The following is a 23974-nucleotide window of genomic DNA, read 5'->3' on the forward strand; positions in this document are numbered from 1 at the left end:
CGCCGCAAGCTTGCCGCTGCATCTATCCAATCGCGTCATCCTTGTAGGGCAATCCCTACCCCCAACCTTCCATCCGACTGAGGCGATTCTCTCCTGCGCCCCGATTTGCGTGGCCCACAGCGTCCACTAGGCTTAGTCCACAGCAGTCATCAACAACAAAGGTGTGGGTATGAGCCAGGTCGATTCAAGTGCAGGGGCCAATGATGTTCTGGTCAGCTTTCGTGGAGTGCAGAAGAGCTACGATGGCGAGAACCTGATCGTCAAAGACCTCAACCTGGACATTCGCAAAGGCGAATTCCTCACCTTGCTCGGGCCGTCCGGCTCCGGCAAGACCACCAGCCTGATGATGCTCGCCGGTTTCGAAACACCGACCGCGGGTGAAATCCTGCTGGCCGGGCGCTCCATCAACAACGTGCCGCCGCACAAGCGTGACATCGGCATGGTGTTCCAGAATTACGCGCTGTTCCCGCACATGACGGTCGCCGAGAACCTGGCGTTTCCGTTGACCGTGCGCGGTTTGAACAAAAGCGACGTCAGCGACAAGGTCAAGCGTGTACTGAGCATGGTCCAGCTCGATGCCTTTGCGCAGCGTTACCCGGCGCAACTGTCCGGTGGTCAGCAGCAGCGCGTGGCACTGGCTCGCGCCTTGGTGTTCGAACCGCAACTGGTGCTGATGGACGAACCTCTCGGCGCACTCGACAAACAACTGCGTGAACACATGCAGATGGAAATCAAACACCTGCACCAGCGCTTGGGCGTGACCGTGGTCTACGTGACCCACGACCAGGGCGAAGCCCTGACCATGTCCGATCGGGTGGCAGTGTTCCATCAAGGCGAAATCCAGCAGATCGCGCCGCCGCGCACGCTCTACGAAGAGCCGAAAAACACCTTCGTCGCCAACTTCATCGGCGAAAACAACCGTCTCAATGGCCGTCTGCACAGCCAGACCGGCGACCGCTGCGTGGTCGAACTGGGGCGTGGTGAAAAAGTTGAAGCGCTGGCGGTGAATGTCGGCAAGACCGGCGAGCCGGTGACCTTGTCCATTCGCCCGGAACGCGTGAGCCTCAACGGCGCCACCGAGTCGTGCGTCAACCGCTTCTCGGGAAGGGTGGCGGAATTCATCTATCTGGGCGACCACGTCCGGGTTCGCCTGGAAGTCTGTGGCAAGACCGACTTCTTCGTGAAACAACCGATTGCCGAGCTCGATCCCGCGCTCGCCGTTGGTGACGTGGTACCGCTTGGCTGGCAGGTCGAACACGTTCGTGCGCTCGACCCACTTCTAGAGGCGAACTGATCGCCCTTCTGCTTCACCAACCCTGCACGTGGAGAACAATATCAATGTTGAAATCCCTGAAATTCACAGCTCTGGTCATGGGCATGATCGGCGCCTCGCACGCGATGGCAGCAGGCCCGGACCTGACCGTAGTGTCCTTTGGCGGGGCGAACAAGGCGGCGCAGGTCAAAGCCTTCTACGCACCGTGGGAAGCGGCAGGCAACGGCAAGATCGTGGCGGGCGAGTACAACGGTGAAATGGCCAAGGTCAAAGCCATGGTCGACACCAAGAGCGTGTCCTGGGACCTGGTAGAAGTTGAGTCACCGGAACTGTCCCGTGGTTGCGACGAAGACATGTTCGAACAACTGGACCCGGCCCTGTTCGGCAAGACCGAAGACTACGTCAAAGGCGCTATCCAGCCATGCGGCGTGGGCTTCTTCGTGTGGTCGACCGTGTTGGCCTACAACGCCGACAAACTGGCTTCCGCACCGACCAGTTGGGTCGATTTCTGGGACACCAAGAAATTCCCGGGCAAGCGCGGCCTGCGTAAAGGCGCCAAGTACACCCTGGAATTCGCACTGATGGCCGACGGCGTTGCGCCGAAAGACGTCTACAAAGTACTGGCCGGCAAAGACGGTCAGGACCGCGCATTCAAGAAACTCGATGAACTCAAGCCAAGCATCCAGTGGTGGGAAGCCGGCGCACAGCCGCCGCAATACCTCGCCTCCGGTGACGTGGTCATGAGCTCGGCCTACAACGGTCGCATCGCTGCCGTGCAGAAAGAAAGCAACCTGAAAGTGGTGTGGAACGGCGGTATCTATGACTTCGACGCATGGGCCATTCCAAAAGGTCTGGACGCCAAGCGCGCCGAAGCTGCGAAAAAATTCATCGCCTACTCGGTGATGCCGCAGCAGCAGAAGACCTACTCGGAAAACATCGCCTACGGCCCGGCCAACACCCAAGCCGTACCGCTGCTGGCCAAGGATGTCCTGAAAGACATGCCGACCACCCCGGAAAACATCGCCAACCAAGTGCAGATCGACGTCAGCTTCTGGGCTGACAACGGCGAGCAACTGGAACAGCGCTTCAATTCCTGGGCTGCGAAGTAATGCTTCGCCTGTAGGCGCGGGCCTGCTCGCGAAAGCGTCGGCACATTCAACATTGATAGTGACTGACACATCGCAATCGCGAGCAGGCTCGCTCCCACATTTATAAGTTCGAGGTGGTTCGCCACCTCTGTAACGATCAAAGATTTCCGGAGTACGCCATGGCTATCGCCGTTCCCGTGAACGCGGGCACCGACCCCACCTTGAAGCAGCGGCTCAAGCATGCCGAGCGGGTCAACCGCTGGAAGGCCCAGGCTCTGATCGCACCGCTGGTGCTGTTTCTGTTGCTGGTGTTCCTGGTGCCGATCGTGGCGCTGCTCTACAAAAGCGTGGGCAACCCGGAAGTGGTCGGCGGCATGCCGCGCACCGTGTCCGCCATTGCCAGTTGGGACGGCCGAGGACTGCCCGCTGAACCGGTTTACAAAGCGGCCGCCGAAGACCTCGCCGAAGCCCGCAAGAATCAAACCCTGGGCGATTTGTCCAAGCGCCTGAACATGGAACTGGCCGGCTACCGCAGCCTGCTGACCAAAACTGCCCGCGCCTTGCCGCTCGCCACGGAACCTGCCTCCTATAAAGAAGCGCTGGAAGGTCTCGATGAGCGTTGGGGCGACCCTGCCTACTGGCAAGCGGTACGCCGCAACACCAGCAGCATCACCCCGTATTACCTGCTGGCGGCTGTCGATCACCGTATCGACGACCTCGGCGAAATCGCCCCGGCCACCCCGGACCAGGCGATCTACCTCGACATTTTTGCCCGCACCTTCTGGATGGGCCTGGTCATCACCGTGATCTGCCTGGTGCTGGCGTATCCACTGGCTTACCTGCTGGCGAACCTGCCGTCGCGCCAAAGCAACCTGCTGATGATCCTGGTGCTGCTGCCGTTCTGGACGTCGATCCTGGTGCGGGTCGCCGCGTGGATCGTGTTGCTGCAATCGGGTGGCCTGATCAACAGCGGCCTGATGGCCATGGGCATCATCGATAAACCAATTGAACTGGTGTTCAACCGTGTCGGCGTTTACATATCGATGGTACACATCCTGCTGCCGTTCATGATCCTGCCGATCTACAGCGTGATGAAAGGCATCTCGCCGACCTACATGCGCGCCGCGATTTCCCTCGGCTGCCATCCGTTCGCCAGTTTCTGGCGGGTGTACTTCCCGCAGACCTATGCCGGTGTCGGCGCCGGTTGCCTGTTGGTGTTCATCCTCGCCATTGGTTACTACATCACCCCGGCACTGCTGGGCAGCCCGAACGATCAGATGGTCAGTTACTTCGTCGCCTTCTACACCAACACCAGCATCAACTGGGGCATGGCGACCGCACTCGGCGGGCTGCTGTTGCTCGCGACGGTCGTGCTTTATCTGATTTACAGCTGGCTGGTGGGCGCGAGCCGCCTGCGCCTGAGCTAAGGGGAGAACGAAATGCTGAGTCCTTACATGTCGCCCATCGAACGGGTGTGGTTCTACAGCTTGCGGATTCTCTGCGGCTTGATTCTGTTGTTCCTGATCCTGCCGGTGCTGGTGATCATTCCGCTGTCGTTCAACTCAGGCAGTTTCCTGGTGTACCCGCTGCAAGGTTTCTCGTTGCAGTGGTATCACGATTTCTTCGCCTCGGCGGAGTGGATGCGCGCCCTGAAGAACAGCATCATCGTCGCCCCGGCAGCGACGGTACTGGCGATGGTGTTCGGTACGCTGGCCGCCATCGGCCTGACCCGTGGCGACTTTCCCGGCAAGGCGCTGGTGATGGCGCTGGTCATTTCGCCGATGGTGGTGCCCGTGGTGATCATCGGTGTGGCCAGCTACCTGTTCTTCGCGCCGTTGGGACTGGGCAACAGCTTCTTCTCGTTGATCGTGGTGCATGCGGTGCTGGGTGTGCCGTTCGTGATCATCACGGTGTCGGCGACGTTGCAGGGCTTTAACCATAATCTGGTGCGCGCCGCTGCCAGCCTCGGCGCTTCGCCGCTGACGGCGTTCCGCCGGGTGACGTTGCCGCTGATTGCACCGGGCGTGATTTCCGGTGCGTTGTTCGCCTTCGCTACCTCTTTCGATGAAGTGGTGGTGACGCTGTTCCTCGCCGGCCCCGAGCAAGCGACGCTGCCTCGGCAGATGTTCAGCGGTATCCGCGAAAACCTCAGCCCGACCATCGCCGCCGCCGCAACGCTGCTGATCGCCTTCTCGGTGATCCTGCTGCTGACGCTGGAATGGCTACGTGGGCGTAGCGAGAAACTGCGTACCGCACAGGTTTAATGCTTTACGCCAATCCCCTGTAGGAGCGAGCCTGCTCGCGATGAACGTCAACGATAACGCGGGAAACCTGACACCCCGCGTCGCTCTCAGGTTCATCGCGAGCAGGCTCGCTCCTACAGGTGTTTTGGGTGGTTTTCGGGAGGTGCGGTCATTCACGACCTGAATAGAAGACAACCCGCAATCCCCAGCTACTATTGTGCCCAGCTCCCACATCTATAAGAGGCTGCGCACATGAGTCTTTCCTCTTTCAAAATCGCTCACAAACTGATCACCGGCGCAGGGGCCATCGAGCAACTGTCCGCTGAGCTGACACGTCTGGACATCGACAACCCGCTGATTGTCACCGACGCTGCTTTGGTGAAATCCGGCACGGTAGCGCTGGCGCTGGCGCAGCTGGGTGATCGAAGCTACGAGATCTTCGACCGAGTGCTGCCCGATCCGGAAATCGCCATCGTCGAAGACTGCATGCGGGTTTACCGCGAAGGCGGGCATGACGGCTTGATCGGTCTGGGCGGTGGCAGCGCCATCGATATCGCCAAGAGTGTCGCGGCCTATGCCGGCTACCACGGCGAGCTGGAGGATTTGTTCGGTGTCGACCAGGTGCCGCGCAAAGGACCGCCGCTGATTGCGATTCCAACCACTGCCGGCACCGGTTCGGAAGTGACCAACGTGGCGATCCTCTCCGACAAGGTCGCGCAACTCAAAAAGGGCATCGTCAGCGACTATCTATTGCCGGACGTGGCGCTGGTCAGTCCGCAGATGACCCTGACCTGCCCGCGCGGTGTCACGGCTGCCAGCGGCATCGACGCATTGGTGCATGCCATCGAATCCTATCTGTCGGTCAACGCTTCGCCGATTACCGATGCCCTGGCCATCGGTGCGATCAAGCTGATCGCCACGGCCCTGCCCAAGGCCTACGCCAACCCATCGAACCTGCAGGCACGGGAAGACATGGCCACCGCCAGCCTGATGGCCGGCATGGCATTCGGCAACGCCGGGGTCGGTGCGGTGCATGCGCTGGCGTATCCGCTGGGCGGGCGTTTCAACATCGCCCATGGCGTGAGCAACGCCTTGCTGCTGCCCTATGTCATGACCTGGAACAAGATGGCCTGCGTCGAACGCATGCAGGATGTCGCCGAAGCCATGGGGGTGAAGACCGCTCATCTGAGTGCCAATGAAGCAGCCGACAAAGCCGTGGAGGCCATGACCGAGTTGTGTGCGGCCGTGGAAATTCCCAAGGGTCTGCGCAGTTTCGGGGTTCCCGAAGACGCCATCCCCGCCATGGCAGTGGAAGCCGCGGGCATTGACCGCTTGATGCGCAACAATCCACGCAAATTGAGCGCCATTGATATCGAGAAGATCTACCGCGCAGCCTACTGATCATCGCGCTCACGGTGCGCGCGTCAAAGCATGAGGTATACAATGCGCGCCATCGTGATTTAGCTCAGAAAAGGTGCGTCATGCAGCCCTTCGTAATTGCTCCGTCGATTCTCTCCGCCGACTTCGCCCGCCTGGGTGAAGAAGTGGACAATGTCCTGGCCGCTGGCGCCGATTTTGTGCATTTCGATGTCATGGACAACCATTACGTGCCCAACCTGACCATCGGCCCGATGGTCTGCGCGGCCCTGCGCAAGTACGGCGTGACTGCGCCAATCGATGCGCATTTGATGGTCAGCCCGGTGGACCGCATCGTTGGCGACTTCATCGAAGCCGGTGCTACGTACATCACCTTTCACCCGGAAGCCACCCAACACGTCGACCGTTCCCTGCAACTGATCCGCGAGGGCGGCTGCAAGTCGGGCCTGGTGTTCAACCCGGCGACCCCGCTGGACGTACTCAAGTACGTGATGGACAAGGTCGACATGATCCTGCTGATGAGCGTCAACCCAGGCTTCGGCGGGCAGAAGTTCATCCCCGGCACCCTCGACAAACTCCGTGAAGCGCGGGCATTGATTGATGCTTCGGGTCGCGATATTCGTCTGGAAATCGACGGCGGCGTGAACGTGAACAACATTCGCGAAATCGCTGCGGCCGGTGCTGACACCTTCGTCGCCGGCTCAGCCATCTTCAATGCGCCGAACTACCAGGAAGTCATCGACAAGATGCGTTCTGAGCTGGCGCTGGCCCGCCCATGAGTGGCTTTGAGCAGCTGTTCCCGGGAAGTCTGCCAAGGCTGGTGATGTTCGATCTGGATGGCACGCTGATCGATTCGGTCCCGGACCTTGCGGCGGCTGTGGATAACATGCTGCTCAAACTCGGTCGCGCACCGGCCGGCATCGCTTCGGTACGCGAGTGGGTCGGCAATGGCGCCCCGGTGCTGGTGCGACGTGCGCTGGCTGGCGGTCTTGACCATTCGCAGGTCGATGACAGCGAAGCTGAGCATGCGCTGGAGATTTTCATGCAGGCTTATGGCGAAAGCCATGAGCTGACCGTGGTCTACCCCGGTGTGCGCGATACCCTGAAATGGCTGCACAAGCAGGGTGTCGAGATGGCGCTGATCACCAACAAGCCGGAGCGCTTCGTCGCGCCGCTGCTGGATCAGATGAAAATCGGTCGTTACTTCCGCCTGATCATCGGCGGCGACACCCTGCCACAGAAAAAGCCTGACCCGGCCGCGCTGTTTTTCGTCATGAAAATGACCAACATTCCGGCCTCGCAGTCCTTGTTCGTCGGCGATTCGCGCAGCGATGTGCTGGCGGCGAAAGCGGCCGGGGTCAAGTGCGTGGCATTGAGTTATGGCTATAACCATGGCCGGCCGATCGCCGAAGAGTCGCCGACGCTGGTGATCGACGATCTGCGCAAGTTAATTCCCGGTTGCCTGGATCCGGCCGCTGAGATAACGTTGCCCGACGCTGTTCAATCCCCTCCTGGAAATTCCATCGTGGTGGTCACTCGCAAACTCTGGATGAAAGTCATCAAGGCCCTGGCCCGCTGGCGTTGGCGCGCCTGACTTTTACCTGGCCGGTTACCCGGCGCGTTTGCATACCTGACTGTTAGACCCTCAAGCCACGAGGCACATCATGATCCGCGAAGAATTCCTGCGTTTGGCCGCTGCCGGCTACAACCGTATCCCGCTTGCCTGCGAAACCCTGGCCGACTTCGACACGCCGCTGTCGATCTACCTGAAACTGGCCGACGAGCCCAACTCCTACTTGCTGGAATCCGTACAGGGTGGCGAGAAGTGGGGCCGTTACTCGATCATCGGCCTGCCGTGCCGCACCGTGATGCGGGTTCATGACCATCACGTCAGCGTGACCATCGATGGCGTCGAGACCGAAAGCCATGACGTGGAAGATCCGCTGGCCTTCGTCGAAACCTTCAAGGCCCGCTACAACGTGCCGACCATCGCCGGCCTGCCGCGCTTCAATGGCGGTCTGGTGGGTTACTTCGGTTACGACTGTGTGCGTTATGTGGAGAAGCGTCTGGGCAAATGCCCGAACCCGGATCCGCTGGGCGTGCCGGACATCCTGCTGATGGTTTCTGACGCGGTCGTCGTGTTTGACAACCTCGCCGGCAAGATGCACGCGATCGTCCTGGCCGACCCGGCGCAGGAAGACGCTTTCGAGCAAGGTCGCGCACGCCTGGAAGAGTTGCTGGAAAAACTCCGTCAGCCGATCACCCCGCGCCGTGGCCTGGACTTCAGCCAGCAGCAAGCGGCCGATCCGGTGTTTCGCTCTAGTTTCACCCAGGACGATTACGAAAAAGCCGTCGACACCATCAAGGAATACATCCTGGCCGGTGACTGCATGCAAGTCGTGCCATCGCAGCGCATGTCGATCGACTTCAAGGCTGCGCCGATCGATCTTTATCGCGCGCTGCGCTGCTTCAACCCGACGCCTTATATGTACTTCTTCAACTTCGGCGACTTCCACGTTGTCGGCAGTTCGCCGGAAGTGCTGGTGCGGGTCGAAGACAACCTGATCACCGTACGCCCGATTGCCGGCACTCGTCCGCGTGGGGCCAACGAAGAGGCCGATCTGGCGCTGGAAAAAGACCTGCTGTCGGACGACAAGGAAATCGCCGAGCACTTGATGCTGATCGACCTTGGCCGTAACGACACCGGCCGGGTGTCGGAAATCGGTTCGGTGAAACTCACCGAGAAAATGGTCATCGAGCGTTATTCCAACGTGATGCATATCGTGTCCAACGTCACTGGCCAACTGAAGGCCGGCCTGACGGCGATGGATGCACTGCGGGCGATTCTGCCGGCGGGCACCTTGTCCGGTGCGCCGAAGATTCGCGCGATGGAAATCATCGACGAACTGGAGCCGGTCAAGCGGGGCGTCTACGGCGGCGCCGTCGGCTACTTCGCCTGGAACGGCAACATGGACACCGCCATTGCGATCCGCACGGCGGTGATCAAGAACGGCGAACTGCACGTGCAGGCCGGTGGCGGCATCGTCGCCGACTCGGTGCCGGCGCTGGAATGGGAAGAAACCCTGAACAAGCGCCGCGCGATGTTCCGTGCCGTGGCGCTGGCTGAACAAACTCCGCAAGGCTGACCGATGAACGTTGCCCGTCTGCCGGCCGCCTTGAGCGATCAAGCGCTGGACGCGGCGGGCCATTCATTCGAAGGCCGTATTAGTAGCCAGTGAATTCAAGAGGTTCTTAACGCCATGTTGCTGATGATCGATAACTACGACTCTTTTACCTACAACGTTGTGCAATACCTTGGTGAGCTGGGCTCCCAGGTCAAAGTGGTGCGCAACGATGAACTCACCGTTGCCGAAATCGAAGCCCTCAACCCAGAGCGCATCGTCGTCTCGCCTGGCCCTTGCACCCCGACCGAAGCGGGCGTCTCGATTGACGTCATCAAACACTTCGCCGGCAAGTTGCCGATTCTGGGCGTGTGCCTGGGCCATCAATCCATCGGCCAGGCGTTTGGCGGCGATGTGGTCCGCGCCCGCCAGGTCATGCACGGTAAGACCAGCCCGGTGTTCCACGAAGACAAAGGCGTCTTCGAAGGTCTGAATAACCCGCTGACGGTCACGCGCTATCATTCATTGATCGTCAAACGCGAATCCTTGCCGGATTGCCTCGAACTGACCGCATGGACTCAACTCGAAGACGGTTCGGTCGACGAGATCATGGGCCTGCGTCACAAGACCCTGAACATCGAAGGCGTGCAGTTTCACCCTGAGTCGATCCTGACCGAGCAGGGCCACGAACTGTTTGCCAACTTCCTCAAACAAACCGGCGGCACGCGCTAAGGACTACTCATGAATATCAAGACAGCCCTGGGCCGTATCGTCGATCACCTCGACCTCAGCACCGATGAAATGCGCGATGTGATGCGCGAAATCATGACCGGGCAATGCACGGACGCGCAGATCGGCGCCTTCATGATGGCCATGCGCATGAAGAGCGAAAGCATCGACGAAATCGTCGGCGCCGTGTCGGTCATGCGCGAGCTGGCGGACAAGGTCGAACTCAAGACCCTCGACGGCGTGGTCGATGTGGTGGGCACTGGCGGTGACGGAGCCAACATCTTCAATGTGTCGACCGCTTCCTCGTTCGTCGTGGCGGCGGCCGGTTGCACCGTGGCCAAGCATGGCAACCGTGCGGTCTCGGGCAAGAGCGGCAGCGCTGATTTGCTGGAAGCGGCGGGCATCTATTTGAACCTGACCCCGGTTCAAGTGGCGCGTTGCATTGACAACGTTGGTATTGGTTTCATGTTTGCCCAGACTCATCACTCCGCGATGAAATACGCCGCAGGCCCGCGCAAGGACCTGGGGTTGCGAACGCTGTTCAACATGCTTGGCCCGCTTACGAATCCGGCCGGTGTGAAACATCAGGTGGTGGGCGTGTTCACCCAGGCCCTGTGCCGTCCACTGGCGGAAGTGTTGCAGCGTCTGGGCAGCAAGCATGTGTTGGTAGTGCATTCAAAAGATGGCCTGGATGAATTCAGCCTGGCGGCACCGACCTTTGTCGCGGAGCTGAAAAACGATCAGATCACCGAGTATTGGGTCGAGCCGGAAGACCTGGGCATGAAGAGCCAGAGCCTGCACGGCCTGGCGGTGGAAAGCCCGGCGGCATCCCTTGAGCTGATTCGTGATGCCTTGGGCAAACGCAAGACCGAGAACGGCCAGAAAGCCGCCGAGATGATCATGCTCAATGCCGGCGCGGCGCTGTACGCTGCCGACCATGCCAGCAGTTTGAAAGAGGGCGTGGCCCTGGCGCACGATGCGCTGCACACTGGTCTCGCTCGGGAGAAGCTCGAGGAACTGGGTGCGTTTACCGCGGTATTCAAAGTGGAGAATGAGGGATGAGTGTACCGACAGTTCTGGAAAAGATTCTGGCGCGCAAGGTCGAGGAAGTTGCCGAGCGCAGTGCACGCGTAAGCCTCGCCGAGCTGGAAACCCTGGCCAAAGCGGCCGATGCACCCCGTGGTTTTGCCAAGGCGCTGATGGCTCAGGCCAAGCTGAAACAACCGGCGGTCATTGCTGAAATCAAGAAAGCCTCGCCGAGCAAAGGCGTGATCCGCGAGCACTTCGTTCCCGCCGACATCGCCAAAAGCTACGAGAAGGGCGGCGCGACCTGCCTGTCGGTACTCACTGACATCGACTACTTCCGGGGCGCCGATGCGTACCTGCAGCAGGCGCGTGCGGCGTGCAAGCTGCCGGTGATCCGCAAGGACTTCATGATCGATCCATATCAGATCATTGAAGCTCGTGCTTTGGGCGCCGACTGCGTTCTATTGATCGTCTCCGCACTGGATGACGTGAAAATGGCCGAGCTGGCAGCCGTGGCCAAAAGCGTCAACCTCGATGTGCTGGTGGAAGTCCACGATGGTGACGAGTTGGAGCGGGCCTTGAAAACCCTCGACACTCCGCTGGTTGGCGTGAACAACCGCAACCTGCACACCTTCGATGTCAGCCTGGAAACCACTCTCGACTTGTTGCCGCGTATCCCGCGCGATCGACTGGTGATCACCGAGAGCGGCATCCTCAACCGCGCCGATGTCGAGCTGATGGAAATCAGCGACGTCTACGCGTTCCTGGTCGGCGAGGCATTCATGCGCGCCGAAAGCCCGGGTACCGAGTTGCAGCGTCTGTTCTTCCCTGAGCGCGGCGTTCCGGTCAGTGGTTCTACACTCGACTGAATAAAGCATCGCGAGCGAGCTCCCATAGTGGATTTTTGGTGTAAACCAATCCCCTGCAGGAGCTGGCCTGCTCGCGATAGCGGCATAAGAAGCACCACAGACTCTATGTCCTACGGAATCCCTTATGACCTCACCTGTCTCCTTGACCATCGAAGCCGGCCTTCAAGCCGAACAGGATCTGCTGGCATCGATCTGTGCCGGCGACGCCGAGTTCGGCCTGTTGTTCTGGCAACCGAATGACCAGGCATTAGTGATGCCGCGTCGCTTGAATCGCCTGCCGGGCTTTGAGTCCGCTTGTGAAGTCTCGGCTGCGGCGGGTTGGCCTGTGCTGCTGCGGGATACCGGCGGCGAACCGGTGCCCCAATCAGCCACAACCATCAACATCGCACTGGTGTACGCACCGCCGCGCAGCGAAGGCGATTTGAATCGCATCGAGTCCGGTTATCGGCGTCTGTGCGATCCGATCTGCCAGTTGCTGGATGAGCTGGGCGGCGCTTCGTCCCTGGGCGAAATCGATGGTGCGTTCTGCGATGGCCGCTTCAACGTCAATCTCGACGGGCGCAAGATGGTTGGCACCGCCCAGCGCTGGCGCCAGAGCCAGGGTGGTTCGCGCCCGGTTGGCTTGGTGCACGGTGCAATGTTGATGGATGACGAGCGTGAGTCGATGGTCGCGGCGGTCAATCGCTTCAACGAAGCTTGCGGGCTGGGGCAACGAGTGCGTGCTGAAAGCCACATCGCCCTGCATGAGAAGTTCACGGCGCCACATGCGCTGGCGCGTCTTGATGAGCTCTATCGGCTGATGCTGGCGCAGATGTTCAGCGGCTAGGTGTTCGAGCTTACCGCGTTCCGAAAACCACCATGGTCTTGCCTTTGACGTTCACCAGGTTGCGTTCTTCCAGATCCTTGAGTACGCGACCGACCATCTCCCGCGAACACCCGACAATCCGCCCGATTTCCTGACGGGTCACCTTGATCTGCATGCCATCGGGGTGGGTCATTGCGTCGGGTTGCTTGCACAGTTCCAGCAGGCAGCGCGCGACGCGACCGGTCACGTCAAAGAATGCCAGGTCACCGACCTTGCGGGTGGTGTTGCGCAGACGCTGTGCGACTTGTCCGCTCAGCACGTAAAGAATGTCTGGATCTTGCTGCGACAACTCACGGAATTTCGCGTAGCTGATCTCAGCGACTTCGCATTCGATCTTCGCCCGCACCCAGGCGCTGCGTTCCTGTTCCAGGCCCGCCTGCTCGAAAAGCCCCAACTCGCCAAAGAAGTCCCCGGCATTTAGATAGGCGATGATCATTTCCCGACCGTCGTCATCTTCGATCAGGATCGTGACCGAACCTTTTATGATGAAGAACAATGTTTCCGAGCGGTCGCCGGCACAAATGATATTGCTCTTGGCCTGATAGCGACGGCGCTGGCAATGCATCAGCAACTTGTCGAGGTTCTTGATCTTGGGTGTGGGGGTAATAGCAACCATGGTTGTATCCCGAAAAGACTGCACGGTGTGTTTGGATTTTTTTATGAGTTTCGGAAGGTGCGGCAACGCTGGCTATGCGCCAGCGAATTGGCGTCAGCTTACCAGACACTTCCTGCAATATTCGAGAAATTACCTACAAGGCGGACGGTTATGTCCTAGGAAGGCAAACGCTGTCAATCAAGGGGCCTGTGCTAAGCTGGCGACCCTTTTTTATACAGTGGAGTCTTGGCGATGAAGGCACGCATCCAATGGGCTGGCGAAGCCATGTTCCTCGGCGAATCCGGCAGCGGTCATGTCGTGGTCATGGACGGTCCGCCCGATGCTGGTGGTCGTAACCTGGGTGTTCGTCCGATGGAGATGCTCCTGCTGGGTGTTGGCGGTTGCAGCAATTTCGACGTGGTCAGCATCCTCAAGAAGTCCCGTCAGGCGGTCGAGAGCTGCGAAGCCTTCCTCGAAGCCGAGCGCGCGACCGAAGATCCGAAGGTGTTCACCAAGATCCACATGCACTTCGTGGTCAAGGGCCGGGGCTTGAAAGAAGCCCAGGTCAAACGCGCCATCGAACTGTCCGCCGAAAAATACTGCTCGGCATCGATCATGCTCGGCGCGGCCGGGGTAGAGATTACCCACGACTACGAAATCATCGAGCTCGGTTGAATCGACATTCAACTATCATAAAAGCAGTGCAGACTCTGGCGATCCCAAGCTGACGTCTGCAAAATGCGCCACTTTTTCAGGGTAGTGGCCCGTCAGCCGACAGGCCGCGCTCTCGAACATACAACCAAAATCGTCATTGCGAAGAGGTGTTAACCGTCCTACGCAGCTGCGTCGTTCGCATCTGACGGGCATGCTTGATCACGCGGCTGTGCCGCAATACATAGAGAGTTTTAAACGGTGAAAAGCAAACTCAAGCTCCACGGGTTCAATAACCTGACAAAGACCTTGAGCTTCAACATCTATGACATCTGCTACGCGGAAACCCCGCAAGACCAACAGGCCTATGTCGAGTACATCAATAAAGAGTACAACGCCAAGCGCCTGACGCAGATCCTCACAGAGGTTGTCGATATCATTGGTGCCAACATCCTGAACATTGCCAGTCAGGACTATGAGCCACAGGGCGCCAGCGTCACGATTCTGATCTCGGAAGAGCCGGTGACCCCGACTGAAAGCCAGATCGAGGAATCCCCGGGCCCATTACCCGAAATCATCCTGGCCCACCTCGACAAGAGCCACATCACGGTGCACACCTACCCGGAAATCCATCCGGACGCTGGTATTGCGACCTTCCGTGTGGATATCGATGTGTCGACGTGCGGGGTCATTTCACCGCTTAAAGCGCTCAACTTCCTGATTCACCAGTTCGACTCGGACATCGTGACCGTGGATCACCGTGTGCGCGGCTTCACCCGTGACGTTGAAGGCAAGAAGCACTTCATCGACCACGAGATCAATTCGATCCAGAACTACCTCTCCGAAGACACCCGCGACGCGTACCAGATGACCGACGTGAACGTGTACCAGGAAAACCTGTTTCACACCAAAATGCTGCTGAAGAATTTCGAACTGGATAACTACCTGTTCGGCGACGCCACCAGCAACCTGTCGTCTGAGCAACGTGCCCAGGTGACAGAGCGTGTGAAACACGAAATGCTCGAAATCTTCTACGCACGCAACATGCCGAACTAAGATTTCTGCGCACAAAAAAAGGCGACCTCGCAGACTGTGTGAAAACCTAGCAATCTGCGCAGCGCTCAAAGAAAATGCTCCGTATCGAAAGATACGGAGCATTTTTCGTTATGGCCTACATCCAAGGCGAATCCCGCAGCCAGACCAGCCTGTTCCCGGTTTCGCTGGAAGAACTGATCCCCGAGGATCACCTCGTTCGAGTCATCGACCTCTACGTCGCCAAGCTGGATCTGTTGCAGTTGGGCTTCGATAAGGCGCTGCCCAAAGGCACCGGCCGCCCCTCTTATGACCCTGCCGATCAGCTAAAACTCTATCTCTACGGCTATTTTCAGCGGATTCGCTCATCGCGGCGTCTCGAAGCCGAGTGCCAGCGCAACATCGAAGTGATGTGGCTGATCAACCGGCTAAAACCCGACTTCAAGACCATCGCCGACTTTCGTAAAAACAACAAACTCGCTTTTGTGGCGACGTGCCGTGCCTTCGTCCGGTTTTGCCGCACTGCCGGCCTGATCGCCGGTGAATTGGTGGCCATCGATGGCAGCAAATTTCAGGCAGTGGCGTCCTCGCGGCGTCATATGAATTTGAAACAGCTCAAACGTCAGGAAGAGAAGCTGGATAAGCGCATTGCTCAGTATCTGGCCGAGCTGGATGAAGCCGACCAGGCCGAAACCACAGAGACGATTGATCGCAGCGCAATCAAAACAGCCCTGGCGCAGCTTGAAGTTCGCCAGCAGAACAATCAGAGCTGCCAGGCGCTGATGAGCTCGATGGGACTTGAGCAGTTCAACACCCACGAAAGTGATGCCCGCATGATGCGCACCGCCAAGGGCCCGCGGGTGGCCTACAACGTACAAACCGCCGTGGACGCCGCACATTGCCTGATTCTGCATCACGAAGTGACCCAGGACGGCGACGACCGAAAACAGCTTGAGCCAATGGCCAAGGCCGCCAAAGAACACCTGGAACAAGAGGCCCTCAGCGTGACGGCCGATGCCGGCTATTCAAACGGCCAGCAGTTTCAGGCCTGCGAGGAGGCTGCCATTACGGTCTATGTACCACCCAATCGTTCGGTCAATCCTGGCGGCGAGGCGCTCTTTGAGCGCAAAGATTTTACCTATGAAGACGAACACGACCGTTATCAGTGCCCGGCGGGCAACTGGCTGACGCTCAAGCAGCGCAACAAGGGGGATCGGATCTATCAGGCCGATGTCAGCGACTGCGCTGCCTGCCCGCTCAAATCCCAATGCACTGGCGCCCAACGCCGCTATGTCTCACGCCATGCCCACGAGGAAGCTTTTGAGCGAATGGAGCAGCGAATTCTGGCCCATCCGCAGATGATGGCCAGCCGAAGATCCATCGTCGAGCATCCTTTCGGCAACCTCAAGCAATGGCTGTTTGGGAATGGTCGGTTCCTGCTGCGCCAGTTGGAGGGAGCAAAAGCAGAAATGGCCTTGGCGGTGAACGCTTATAACCTCAAGCGAGCGATTAGCGTGCTCGGAGCCCGCCAGTTAATCGCGCTAATGGGCTGAAAGGCCTTTTTTCGTCTGTTGCTCACACAAAAAAAAACGCCCCGAACAAGTCGGGGCGTTTGTTGGGCTGGCCTTCAGTGCGTTTTCACACAGTCTGCTCGGTCGCCTTTTATCTTGTCTGCAGCATACCCCCTGCGAGAGCTGGTTGCCCGCGATGAGCCCCTGTCTGACTGCGCAAAAGTCAGATCCGATAAGTGCTCTTGGTCATCACCTTGGCCATCAAGCTCATCCCGAACTTCACCGGCGCCGGAAAACGGAAACCACCGGCATCCAGTGCGCTTTCGGCGTGCTGTTCTTCATCGATGCGCATCTGCTCAAGAATCGCCCGGGACTTCTCATCCTCGGCCGGCAGTTGTTCCAGGTGTTCGTTCAGGTGCTTGCAAACCTGATCTTCCGTCGCCGCAACAAAACCCAGGCTGACTTTATCGCTGATGAGCCCCGCAACCGCGCCAATCCCGAATGACATGCCGTAGAACAGCGGGTTGAGAATGCTGGTGTGGCTGCCCAATTGATGAATGCGTTGCTCGCACCAGACCAGATGGTCGATTTCTTCTTCGGCGGCGTGTTCCATGGCGGCGCGCACTTGCGGCAGCTTGGCGGTCAGGGCCTGCCCCTGATACAGCGCCTGGGCGCAGACTTCACCGGTATGGTTGATGCGCATCAGACCGGCGACGTGGCGGGTGTCTTCGTCGCTCATTTTTACCTCCGGCTGCACGATGGCGGGGGACGGACGGTACGGCTGGCCACTGGAGGGCAGCAAAGTACGCATCGCGGCATCGGCTTGCAGCAGAAGGCGGTCAATCGGCGAGTAGTGACGTTGGGTAGTCATGCTGACCTCCGGAGGAATCTCGGCGGCCAGTTTAACCGAATCGGCCGGGGAAGGTTTGCGCTGGGTCATTGTGTTGCATTTGTCATGACAGTGCTGTGATACCCCAATGGGAGCGACGCTGCGTCGTTCCCATCGGGTTTGCTGCAATCAGCCCGGCGGCCAGTGCATCTGGCGTTGACCCAGCACGTGCATATGAATGTGATAGACCGTCTGCCCACCTTCTTCATTGCAGTTCATGACAACGCGGAAACCTTTTTCGCAACCCAGTTCCAGGGCCAGGCGTTGGGCAGTGAACAGAATGTGCCCGGCCAATGCCTTGTCGTCCTCAGTGAGATCGTTGAGGGTGCGCACCGGTTTCTTTGGAATCACCAGGAAATGTACGGGTGCCTGTGGGGCGATATCGTGGAAGGCCAGTACCTGGTCGTCCTCGTAGATGATCTTCGCCGGGATCTCCCGGTTGATGATCTTGGTGAACAGAGTATCCACAGCTGTTTCTCCGTTGTTTGGGCTGGCCTGAGTGTACTCATGGGTTATTCCCGAGCCCAGCCTTTTACCTGTAAACGTTCAGCGCGGGCAGTGCGCCTTGATGACCATGCCAGTGATTGTCCGGATCAGCCAGCGCGAGCCGAACCGGGGCAGGGCGGCAAACCAGCGGTTGCGTCGTCCCGGAATAATGATCGCGCGATTCTTCTCCAAGGCCCGGACGGTATAGAGTGCAACTTCTTCCGGGCTCATCAGCAGTTTGCTGTTGGCCAGTTTGTCGTTGTTCAACTGCGCGGTGCGGAAAAACGCAGTGCGGGTCGGGCCAGGACAGAGCACTGAAACCTTGACCGCGCACTTTTTCAGCTCGACGCGCAGGCCTTCGGAAAAGTGCAGGACATACGCCTTGCTCGCGTAATACGTGCTCATCCACGGGCCAGGATGGAAAGCTGCGACCGAGGCAACGTTGAGAATCTGCCCGCCACCTTGCAGCGCCATGCTGTTACCGATTGCATGGCACAGGCGAGTAAGAGCCAGAATGTTCACTTCGATCAGGTCTTGTTCGGTCATCCAGTCCTGAGCCAGGAACGGGCCACAGGTGCCAATGCCGGCGCAGTTCACCAGTAGATCGATTTGCCGGTCGCCTTCTTCCAGCTCCAGCAGGAATCCGGACAGCCGCAGTGGCTCGCCCAGATCGCAGGCACGGAACAGCACTTCCACGCCAAACCGTTGAGTCAGTTCAATCGCAATACTTTCCAGCTGATCACGCTGTCGGGCCACCAATATCAGGCTGCGGCCACGGCGGGCCAGCGCTTCGGCCATGGCCAGGCCAATGCCGCTGGAAGCGCCGGTGATCAGAGCGTAACGGGTCATGCAGTTCTCCATCGCAACAGCTCCACACCGCGACGCAAGTGTCGCGGGCGGGGAGCGCTGTTCATTCTTGCGCAGAGTCTACAGGGGGCTGGGCGTCTTCGGCTGCATCGTCGGCGGAATTTGCCGGTGATTCGGTCTCTACGTCGATTTCATCGGTGGTCACCGAGCTGTTCTGGTAGCTGCTTTCCAGGGTGTTCTCGTATTCGTCCTGAATCGCCGAGATACCGCCCGCCAGTGCGCCGACAATCATCAGCGCGATCAACACCACCCACAACGACGACAACACCTTGACCGCCGTGCTATTGGGCGGCGGTGGCGCGCCGTAGCGGTTGGCGACGTTGGTGCCCGGCATGGCCAGCATCACCAGCGGAAAGAAACTGCCTACGAACGGCACCAGGTTCAGCAGCCACAGCCAGCCTGACCAGCCGATGTCATGCAAGCGCTGAACGCTGATCATGACGCTGACGATCAGGAACCCAAGGCACAGGAAGAAGGCCAGGAGGCCGCCGACGATCAGGCCGGCCGTCGAATCGCTACTGACCAGAGCCAGGCCGACGAGGGCAAATACGGCGACGACTGCAATCGTAATCAGGCTCAACACCATCGACCACGCGAGAAAACGCAGGCGCCCGATACGTCCTTCGACACCGAAGGGCTTGAGCGTGGCGAATTCGGGCAAGCTTTCACCGACGCGTGCTTGCGGTGGCGCGTAAGGGGATTCGGGGTCTGACGAGGTGGCCGCAGGAGCGTGATGCTGAATGTCGGTCAGGTTAAGTTCGATCGAGGGTTCGGATTCGATTCGTGCGTCGATGCCGGTGTTCTTCAGGGCTTGCAGATAGGTCTGTGCATCGGCATGTGACAGTTCGCGTTTGAGTGTGACTGGTTGGCCGCTGAACAGGCGCTCGACGGTGGTGACTTCACTCTTGTACAACGCGGCGAGATTGAGCTTGGCGGTGGCGAGATCAACACCCGGCAGTAGTGTGCCGTCGAATACGATCTTGAAACGGTTTTCGCTCATTGCCGAGGCATCCTTGTCGCGCGTGTATGAATTCGGAGTGTAAGGCCAGCCTGGCGTGGCTGGCCCGGTTTTTCAGCGTGGCCAGCGCTGATGCAGTTGTGTGGCCTGCTCGAGTGCCTTGCGGTATTCGGCGTCGAGGCGTGACACCAGTTGATCGACGCTCGGCAAATCGTCGATTTCGCCAACACCTTGGCCCGCAGACCAAACGGTTTTCCAAGCCTTGGCTTCATCGCTGATCGGCTTGAGCTTGGAGCCGAAATTGACCTCGCCCTTGTTTTGCAGTGAGGCCATGTCGAAACCGGCGGCCTCCAGGCTCTGGCGCATGAAACTCGCCGGTACGCCCGACACTGCTGGAGTATGGACGATGTCTGCGGCTCTGGCAGTCAGCAGCATCTCTTTATAGGCGTCAGGCGCATGACTTTCGGTGGTGCCGATAAATCGCGTGCCGAAGTAAGCCAAATCCGCACCGAGCAATTGCGCGGCAAGAATCTCGTGACCGTGGTTCAGGCACCCCGCCAGCAATAGGGTCTTGTCGAAGAACTGGCGGATTTCAGCAATCAGCGAGAACGGGCTCCAGGTCCCGGCGTGGCCGCCGGCGCCAGCAGCGACGGCGATCAAACCATCCACACCAGCCTCGGCGGCCTTCTCGGCATGGCGGCGAGTCGTCACGTCATGGAATACCAGGCCGCCGTAGCTGTGCACCGCATCGACCAGTTCCTTCACTGCGCCGAGGCTGGTGATCACGATCGGCACTTTATGCTCGATGCAGATCTCCAGGTCAGCTTGCAGTCGTGGGTTGCTGTTGTGGACGATCAGGTTCACCGCGTACGGTGCGGGGTTTTCCAGTGTTGCCAACCCGGCTTCGATCTCTTCCAGCCAGGCCTTGAAGCCGCTGCTCTCGCGTTGGTTCAGTGCGGGAAAACTGCCCACCACACCATTGCGGCAGCAGGCGAGCACCAGTTGCGGGTTGGAAATCAGGAACATCGGCGCCGCCACCACGGGCAGACGCAAACGTTGTTCGAGCAGAGCGGGCAGCGACATTGGAAGTACCCCGATGAGTTGTGTTTCCTGGAGTTAGAACGGTCGAACGACGACCAGAATTACGATTGCCAGCAATATCAGAACCGGCACTTCATTGAACCAGCGAAAAAAGACATGGCTGCGGGTGTTCTCGCCACAGGCAAAACGTTTCACCTGTGCGCCGCACATGTGGTGGTAGCCGATCAGCAATACGACCAGGGTCAGTTTGGCGTGTATCCAGCCCCCCTGGCTGAAGATGCCTGGATTGAGGTACACGAGCCAACCGCCGAAGATCAGCGTGGCGATCATCGCCGGGCCCATGATGCCCCGGTACAGCTTGCGCTCCATGACGCTGAAGCGCTCCTTGCTGATCGTGTCTTCACTTTGTGCGTGATAAACGAACAGTCTCGGCAGGTAAAACAGACCGGCAAACCAGCACACGATGCTGACGATATGAAACGCTTTGAGCCACAGATAGAGCATTTTTGGTTATTCCCCAATTCACGGTAGCCCGAATAGTAGAGGCTTGACGCTCCGCACGTCACCTTGACGGTTGTCGCAGCCGCACGCGCACCCTATTATCGACGGCTTTCCAGTGGGTTCGTTGAGGGCAGGTTTATGGTCAAGGTCGGTATCGTCGGCGGCACGGGTTACACCGGTGTCGAACTGCTGCGTCTGTTGGCGCAACATCCGCAAGCTGAAGTGGTTGTCATCACTTCCCGATCCGAGGCCGGCCTCGCCGTCGCCGACATGTACCCGAACCTGCGAGGCCACTACGACGGCTTGACGTTCAGCGTTCCGGACATCAAGACCTTGGGCGCTTGCGACGTGGTGTTCTTCGCTACGCCGCACGGTGTTGCGCATGCCTTGGCTGGTGAGTTGCTGGCAGCCGGGACCAAGGTGATCGACCTGTCGGCCGACTTCCGCCTGCAGGATGCTGATGAGTGGGCCAAGTGGTACGGCCAGCCGCACGGTGCGCCGGAGTTGCTGGACGAAGCGGTCTACGGCCTGCCGGAAGTCAATCGCGAGCAGATCAAGAAAGCGCGCCTGATTGCTGTGCCAGGTTGCTATCCGACTGCGACGCAATTGGGTTTCCTGCCATTGCTCGAAGCGGGTTTGGCCGATGCTGCGCACCTGATCGCCGACTGCAAATCTGGCGTCAGTGGTGCCGGCCGTGGCGCTTCCGTAGGCTCGCTGTACTCCGAAACGTCGGAAAGCATGAAGGCCTATGCCGTCAAAGGGCACCGTCATTTACCGGAAATTCGCCAAGGGCTTCGTCGTGCGGCAGGCAAAGACGTTGGCCTGACCTTCGTTCCGCACCTGACGCCGATGATCCGCGGGATTCACTCGACGCTCTACGCGACTGTCGTGGATCGTTCGGTGGATTTGCAGGCGCTGTTCGAAAAGCGCTATGCCAACGAACCGTTCGTCGACGTCATGCCCGCCGGCAGCCATCCGGAAACCCGCAGCGTGCGAGGTGCCAACGTTTGCCGTATTGCGGTGCATCGTCCGCAGGATGGTGATCTGGTGGTCGTGTTGTCGGTAATCGACAACCTGGTCAAAGGCGCGTCCGGTCAGGCGGTACAGAACATGAACATCCTGTTCGGTCTGGACGAGCGCCTGGGCCTGTCCCACGCGGGCATGCTGCCGTAAGGTTTGATGGCGTACAGTAAAAAGGCCCGTTGAACGGGCCTTTTTGCATTCCGGGCTGGCGATTGGATTGGTTGATATACCATAACAATAGTTGACCGCTTTTCTAGGAGAAGCGGATAATGCGCGTCATCACGCAATATGACGGCGTAGCGCCGGGAGATAGTCAGCATGAGCGTCGAATCCTTCACCCCCACGGCTTTGCAATTCACCCACGGTGCCGCGCACAAGGTGAAGAGCCTGGTCGATGAAGAGGGGAATGATCGCTTGAAGCTGCGCGTATTCGTTACGGGCGGCGGTTGTTCAGGTTTTCAGTACGGCTTCACTTTCGATGAGGAAGTGGCCGATGACGACACCATCGTCGAGCGCGAAGGTGTCAGTCTGGTAGTCGACCCGATGAGCTTCCAATACCTGGCAGGTGCCGAGGTGGATTATCAGGAAGGTCTGGAAGGTTCGCGTTTCGTCATCAAGAACCCGAACGCGACCACTACGTGTGGCTGTGGCTCTTCGTTCTCGATCTGATCAGCGCACCAGTTTCATCAAAACGCCGCATGGCCTCACAGCCCTGCGGCGTTTTGCTGTCCGGGGTTTATGCGGGGTAGATGGCGCCCAATACGCGCAAACCGCGAGCGCCAGTGACACTTGGGCGATTGGCGGCGATGCCTTCGAGGCAGCAGTGGGCCAGCCACGCAAACGCCATGGCTTCGACCCAGTCCGGGTCTACTCCGTATGCGGAAGTACTGCTGACTTTTGCCTTCGGTAGCAGGCTGTCCAGGCGATTCATCAGCGTCGAGTTGTGCGCGCCACCGCCGCAGACCAGCATCTCTTGAGTGTCTGTCTGGGCATTTTGCAGTGATTCAACGATGGTCAGTGCGGTCAGCTCAAGCAGCGTTGCCTGTACATTCTCGGCGGGGAAGGCTGGCAATTGCGCGAGGTGCTGCATCAACCATGGCAGGTTGAACACTTCCCGGCCGGTGCTCTTCGGGCCTTGGGTCACGAAGAATGGGTCGCTGAGCAGCGCCTTCAATAGAATCGGCTCGACCTTGCCGCTGGCGGCCCATTGGCCGTCACGGTCGTAGTTGTCGCCGCGTTGCTGGTGAATCCAGGCGTCCAGCAATACATTTCCCGGGCCGCAGTCGAAGCCGGCGACTGACTTGCCTGGTTCGATCAGGCTGAGATTGCTGAACCCCCCGACGTTCAGGACGGAGCGGTTACCAGCACGCTCTTCAAACAGGGCTTCATGGAAGGCAGGAACCAGCGGCGCGCCTTGGCCGCCGGCAGCGACATCGCGGCTGCGGAAGTCGCTGACCACAGTGATGCCTGTGAGCTCGGTCAGCAGGGCCGGGTTGCCGATCTGTACCGTGAAACCGCGCGCCGGTTCATGGCGGATGGTCTGCCCATGGCTGCCTATCGCGCGAATGTCTTCAGGTTTGAGCTGCTGCTGAGCAAGGAGGGCGTGAACGCCTTGTGCGGCGAGCTTCACCCAGTTCTGCTGGGCGATAGCGGAGCGGGCAATCTCGTCCGGACCGCTGGCGCACAAGCCAAGCAGCTCGGCGCGCAGGGATTCAGGCATGGGGATGTAATGCGTGGCGATCAGCCTGATCGCCAGTGACTGCTCGATCAACGCAATGTCCAGGCCATCAAGGCTGGTCCCGGACATCACACCTATATAGAGCGCCAT

At 59.2% G+C, this 23974-nt stretch carries 25 protein-coding genes; 17 read left to right on the forward strand and 8 right to left on the reverse strand.

Annotation, left to right across the window (positions count from 1 at the left end):
- Nucleotides 1-169: 169 nt before the first annotated feature.
- The 12 genes from ACNYC6_RS16365 to ACNYC6_RS16420 all read left to right on the forward strand — a co-directional run bounded on the left by ACNYC6_RS16365 (nt 170) and on the right by ACNYC6_RS16420 (nt 12553).
- On the forward strand, nt 170-1294 hold the full coding sequence (locus ACNYC6_RS16365) for an ABC transporter ATP-binding protein (RefSeq protein ID WP_419708315.1): 1125 nt from the start codon (nt 170-172) through the stop codon (nt 1292-1294).
- 44 nt (nt 1295-1338) lie between these two features.
- Nucleotides 1339-2382: an ABC transporter substrate-binding protein gene (locus tag ACNYC6_RS16370; protein ID WP_419708316.1), complete on the forward strand. Its 1044-nt coding sequence runs from the start codon at nt 1339-1341 to the stop codon at nt 2380-2382.
- Nucleotides 2383-2540: 158 nt separating this feature from the next.
- Nucleotides 2541-3788: an ABC transporter permease gene (locus ACNYC6_RS16375; RefSeq protein ID WP_150736141.1), complete on the forward strand. Its 1248-nt coding sequence runs from the start codon at nt 2541-2543 to the stop codon at nt 3786-3788.
- A gap of 12 nt (nt 3789-3800) precedes the next feature.
- Complete coding sequence (locus ACNYC6_RS16380) at nt 3801-4625, forward strand: ABC transporter permease (protein WP_007910157.1); 825 nt, start codon at nt 3801-3803, stop codon at nt 4623-4625.
- A 231-nt stretch (nt 4626-4856) separates the two neighbouring features.
- Nucleotides 4857-6005: an iron-containing alcohol dehydrogenase gene (locus ACNYC6_RS16385; RefSeq protein ID WP_419708317.1), complete on the forward strand. Its 1149-nt coding sequence runs from the start codon at nt 4857-4859 to the stop codon at nt 6003-6005.
- Nucleotides 6006-6085: 80 nt separating this feature from the next.
- Complete coding sequence (rpe, locus tag ACNYC6_RS16390; RefSeq protein ID WP_053162900.1) at nt 6086-6760, forward strand: ribulose-phosphate 3-epimerase; 675 nt, start codon at nt 6086-6088, stop codon at nt 6758-6760.
- Nucleotides 6757-7575: a phosphoglycolate phosphatase gene (locus ACNYC6_RS16395; protein ID WP_419708318.1), complete on the forward strand. Its 819-nt coding sequence runs from the start codon at nt 6757-6759 to the stop codon at nt 7573-7575. Before rpe ends, ACNYC6_RS16395 begins: the two co-directional genes overlap by 4 nt.
- 70 nt (nt 7576-7645) lie before the next feature.
- The gene (gene trpE, locus ACNYC6_RS16400) at nt 7646-9127 is read left to right on the forward strand and encodes an anthranilate synthase component I (protein WP_419708319.1); all 1482 of its coding nucleotides are present in this window, start codon (nt 7646-7648) and stop codon (nt 9125-9127) included.
- 114 nt (nt 9128-9241) lie between these two features.
- Nucleotides 9242-9835 carry an aminodeoxychorismate/anthranilate synthase component II gene (locus ACNYC6_RS16405; RefSeq protein WP_419708320.1) on the forward strand — a complete coding sequence of 198 codons (594 nt, stop codon included), beginning with the start codon at nt 9242-9244 and terminating at the stop codon, nt 9833-9835.
- A 9-nt stretch (nt 9836-9844) separates the two neighbouring features.
- Nucleotides 9845-10894, forward strand: coding sequence for an anthranilate phosphoribosyltransferase (trpD, locus tag ACNYC6_RS16410; RefSeq protein ID WP_419708321.1), 1050 nt, complete (start codon nt 9845-9847; stop codon nt 10892-10894).
- Nucleotides 10891-11727 carry an indole-3-glycerol phosphate synthase TrpC gene (gene trpC / locus ACNYC6_RS16415; protein WP_419708322.1) on the forward strand — a complete coding sequence of 279 codons (837 nt, stop codon included), beginning with the start codon at nt 10891-10893 and terminating at the stop codon, nt 11725-11727. Before trpD ends, trpC begins: the two co-directional genes overlap by 4 nt.
- A 124-nt stretch (nt 11728-11851) precedes the next feature.
- Nucleotides 11852-12553, forward strand: a complete 702-nt coding sequence (locus ACNYC6_RS16420; RefSeq protein ID WP_419708323.1) for a lipoate--protein ligase family protein — start codon at nt 11852-11854, stop codon at nt 12551-12553.
- Nucleotides 12554-12563: 10 nt separating this feature from the next.
- On the opposite strand, the gene crp is transcribed toward ACNYC6_RS16420, so the two are convergent.
- Nucleotides 12564-13208 (reverse strand): cAMP-activated global transcriptional regulator CRP, encoded by a 645-nt coding sequence (gene crp / locus ACNYC6_RS16425; RefSeq protein WP_419708324.1) that lies wholly within the window; start codon nt 13206-13208, stop codon nt 12564-12566.
- Between the two features lie 231 nt (nt 13209-13439).
- Between crp and ACNYC6_RS16430 the strand changes: the two genes are divergently transcribed.
- From ACNYC6_RS16430 to ACNYC6_RS16440, 3 genes are all read left to right on the forward strand, one after another.
- The gene (locus ACNYC6_RS16430; RefSeq protein WP_008061600.1) at nt 13440-13862 is read left to right on the forward strand and encodes an OsmC family protein; all 423 of its coding nucleotides are present in this window, start codon (nt 13440-13442) and stop codon (nt 13860-13862) included.
- Nucleotides 13863-14099: 237 nt separating this feature from the next.
- The gene (gene speD / locus ACNYC6_RS16435) at nt 14100-14894 is read left to right on the forward strand and encodes an adenosylmethionine decarboxylase (protein WP_419708325.1); all 795 of its coding nucleotides are present in this window, start codon (nt 14100-14102) and stop codon (nt 14892-14894) included.
- A 110-nt stretch (nt 14895-15004) separates the two neighbouring features.
- Nucleotides 15005-16423 carry an IS1182 family transposase gene (locus ACNYC6_RS16440; protein ID WP_419708291.1) on the forward strand — a complete coding sequence of 473 codons (1419 nt, stop codon included), beginning with the start codon at nt 15005-15007 and terminating at the stop codon, nt 16421-16423.
- A 181-nt stretch (nt 16424-16604) separates the two neighbouring features.
- On the opposite strand, the gene coq7 is transcribed toward ACNYC6_RS16440, so the two are convergent.
- The 6 genes from coq7 to hemJ all read right to left on the reverse strand — a co-directional run bounded on the left by coq7 (nt 16605) and on the right by hemJ (nt 21126).
- Nucleotides 16605-17252: a 2-polyprenyl-3-methyl-6-methoxy-1,4-benzoquinone monooxygenase gene (gene coq7 / locus ACNYC6_RS16445; protein WP_419708326.1), complete on the reverse strand. Its 648-nt coding sequence runs from the start codon at nt 17250-17252 to the stop codon at nt 16605-16607.
- Nucleotides 17253-17399: 147 nt separating this feature from the next.
- Nucleotides 17400-17738, reverse strand: a complete 339-nt coding sequence (locus tag ACNYC6_RS16450; RefSeq protein ID WP_008027110.1) for a histidine triad nucleotide-binding protein — start codon at nt 17736-17738, stop codon at nt 17400-17402.
- A gap of 78 nt (nt 17739-17816) precedes the next feature.
- Entirely contained in the window at nt 17817-18605 is a 789-nt protein-coding gene (locus ACNYC6_RS16455; RefSeq protein ID WP_419708327.1) for an SDR family NAD(P)-dependent oxidoreductase, read from the reverse strand.
- A gap of 61 nt (nt 18606-18666) precedes the next feature.
- On the reverse strand, nt 18667-19623 hold the full coding sequence (locus ACNYC6_RS16460) for a DUF805 domain-containing protein (protein ID WP_419708328.1): 957 nt from the start codon (nt 19621-19623) through the stop codon (nt 18667-18669).
- Between the two features lie 72 nt (nt 19624-19695).
- Nucleotides 19696-20664 carry an NAD(P)H-dependent flavin oxidoreductase gene (locus ACNYC6_RS16465; RefSeq protein ID WP_419708329.1) on the reverse strand — a complete coding sequence of 323 codons (969 nt, stop codon included), beginning with the start codon at nt 20662-20664 and terminating at the stop codon, nt 19696-19698.
- A 33-nt stretch (nt 20665-20697) separates the two neighbouring features.
- A complete protein-coding gene (gene hemJ / locus ACNYC6_RS16470; RefSeq protein WP_419708330.1) occupies nt 20698-21126 on the reverse strand; it encodes a protoporphyrinogen oxidase HemJ in 429 nt (142 codons plus the stop codon).
- A 135-nt stretch (nt 21127-21261) separates the two neighbouring features.
- Here hemJ and argC point away from each other — a divergent pair, with 135 nt between their 5' ends.
- On the forward strand, nt 21262-22296 hold the full coding sequence (argC, locus tag ACNYC6_RS16475) for an N-acetyl-gamma-glutamyl-phosphate reductase (RefSeq protein ID WP_419708331.1): 1035 nt from the start codon (nt 21262-21264) through the stop codon (nt 22294-22296).
- A gap of 168 nt (nt 22297-22464) precedes the next feature.
- On the forward strand, nt 22465-22815 hold the full coding sequence (erpA, locus tag ACNYC6_RS16480; RefSeq protein WP_007906865.1) for an iron-sulfur cluster insertion protein ErpA: 351 nt from the start codon (nt 22465-22467) through the stop codon (nt 22813-22815).
- 67 nt (nt 22816-22882) lie between these two features.
- Here the strand turns inward: erpA and ACNYC6_RS16485 are convergent, their stop codons facing one another.
- Entirely contained in the window at nt 22883-23974 is a 1092-nt protein-coding gene (locus ACNYC6_RS16485; protein ID WP_419708332.1) for an anhydro-N-acetylmuramic acid kinase, read from the reverse strand.

Origin of the sequence: Pseudomonas sp. NFX224 (assembly GCF_048565165.1) — a bacterium.
In the GTDB taxonomy this organism is placed as follows: domain Bacteria; phylum Pseudomonadota; class Gammaproteobacteria; order Pseudomonadales; family Pseudomonadaceae; genus Aquipseudomonas.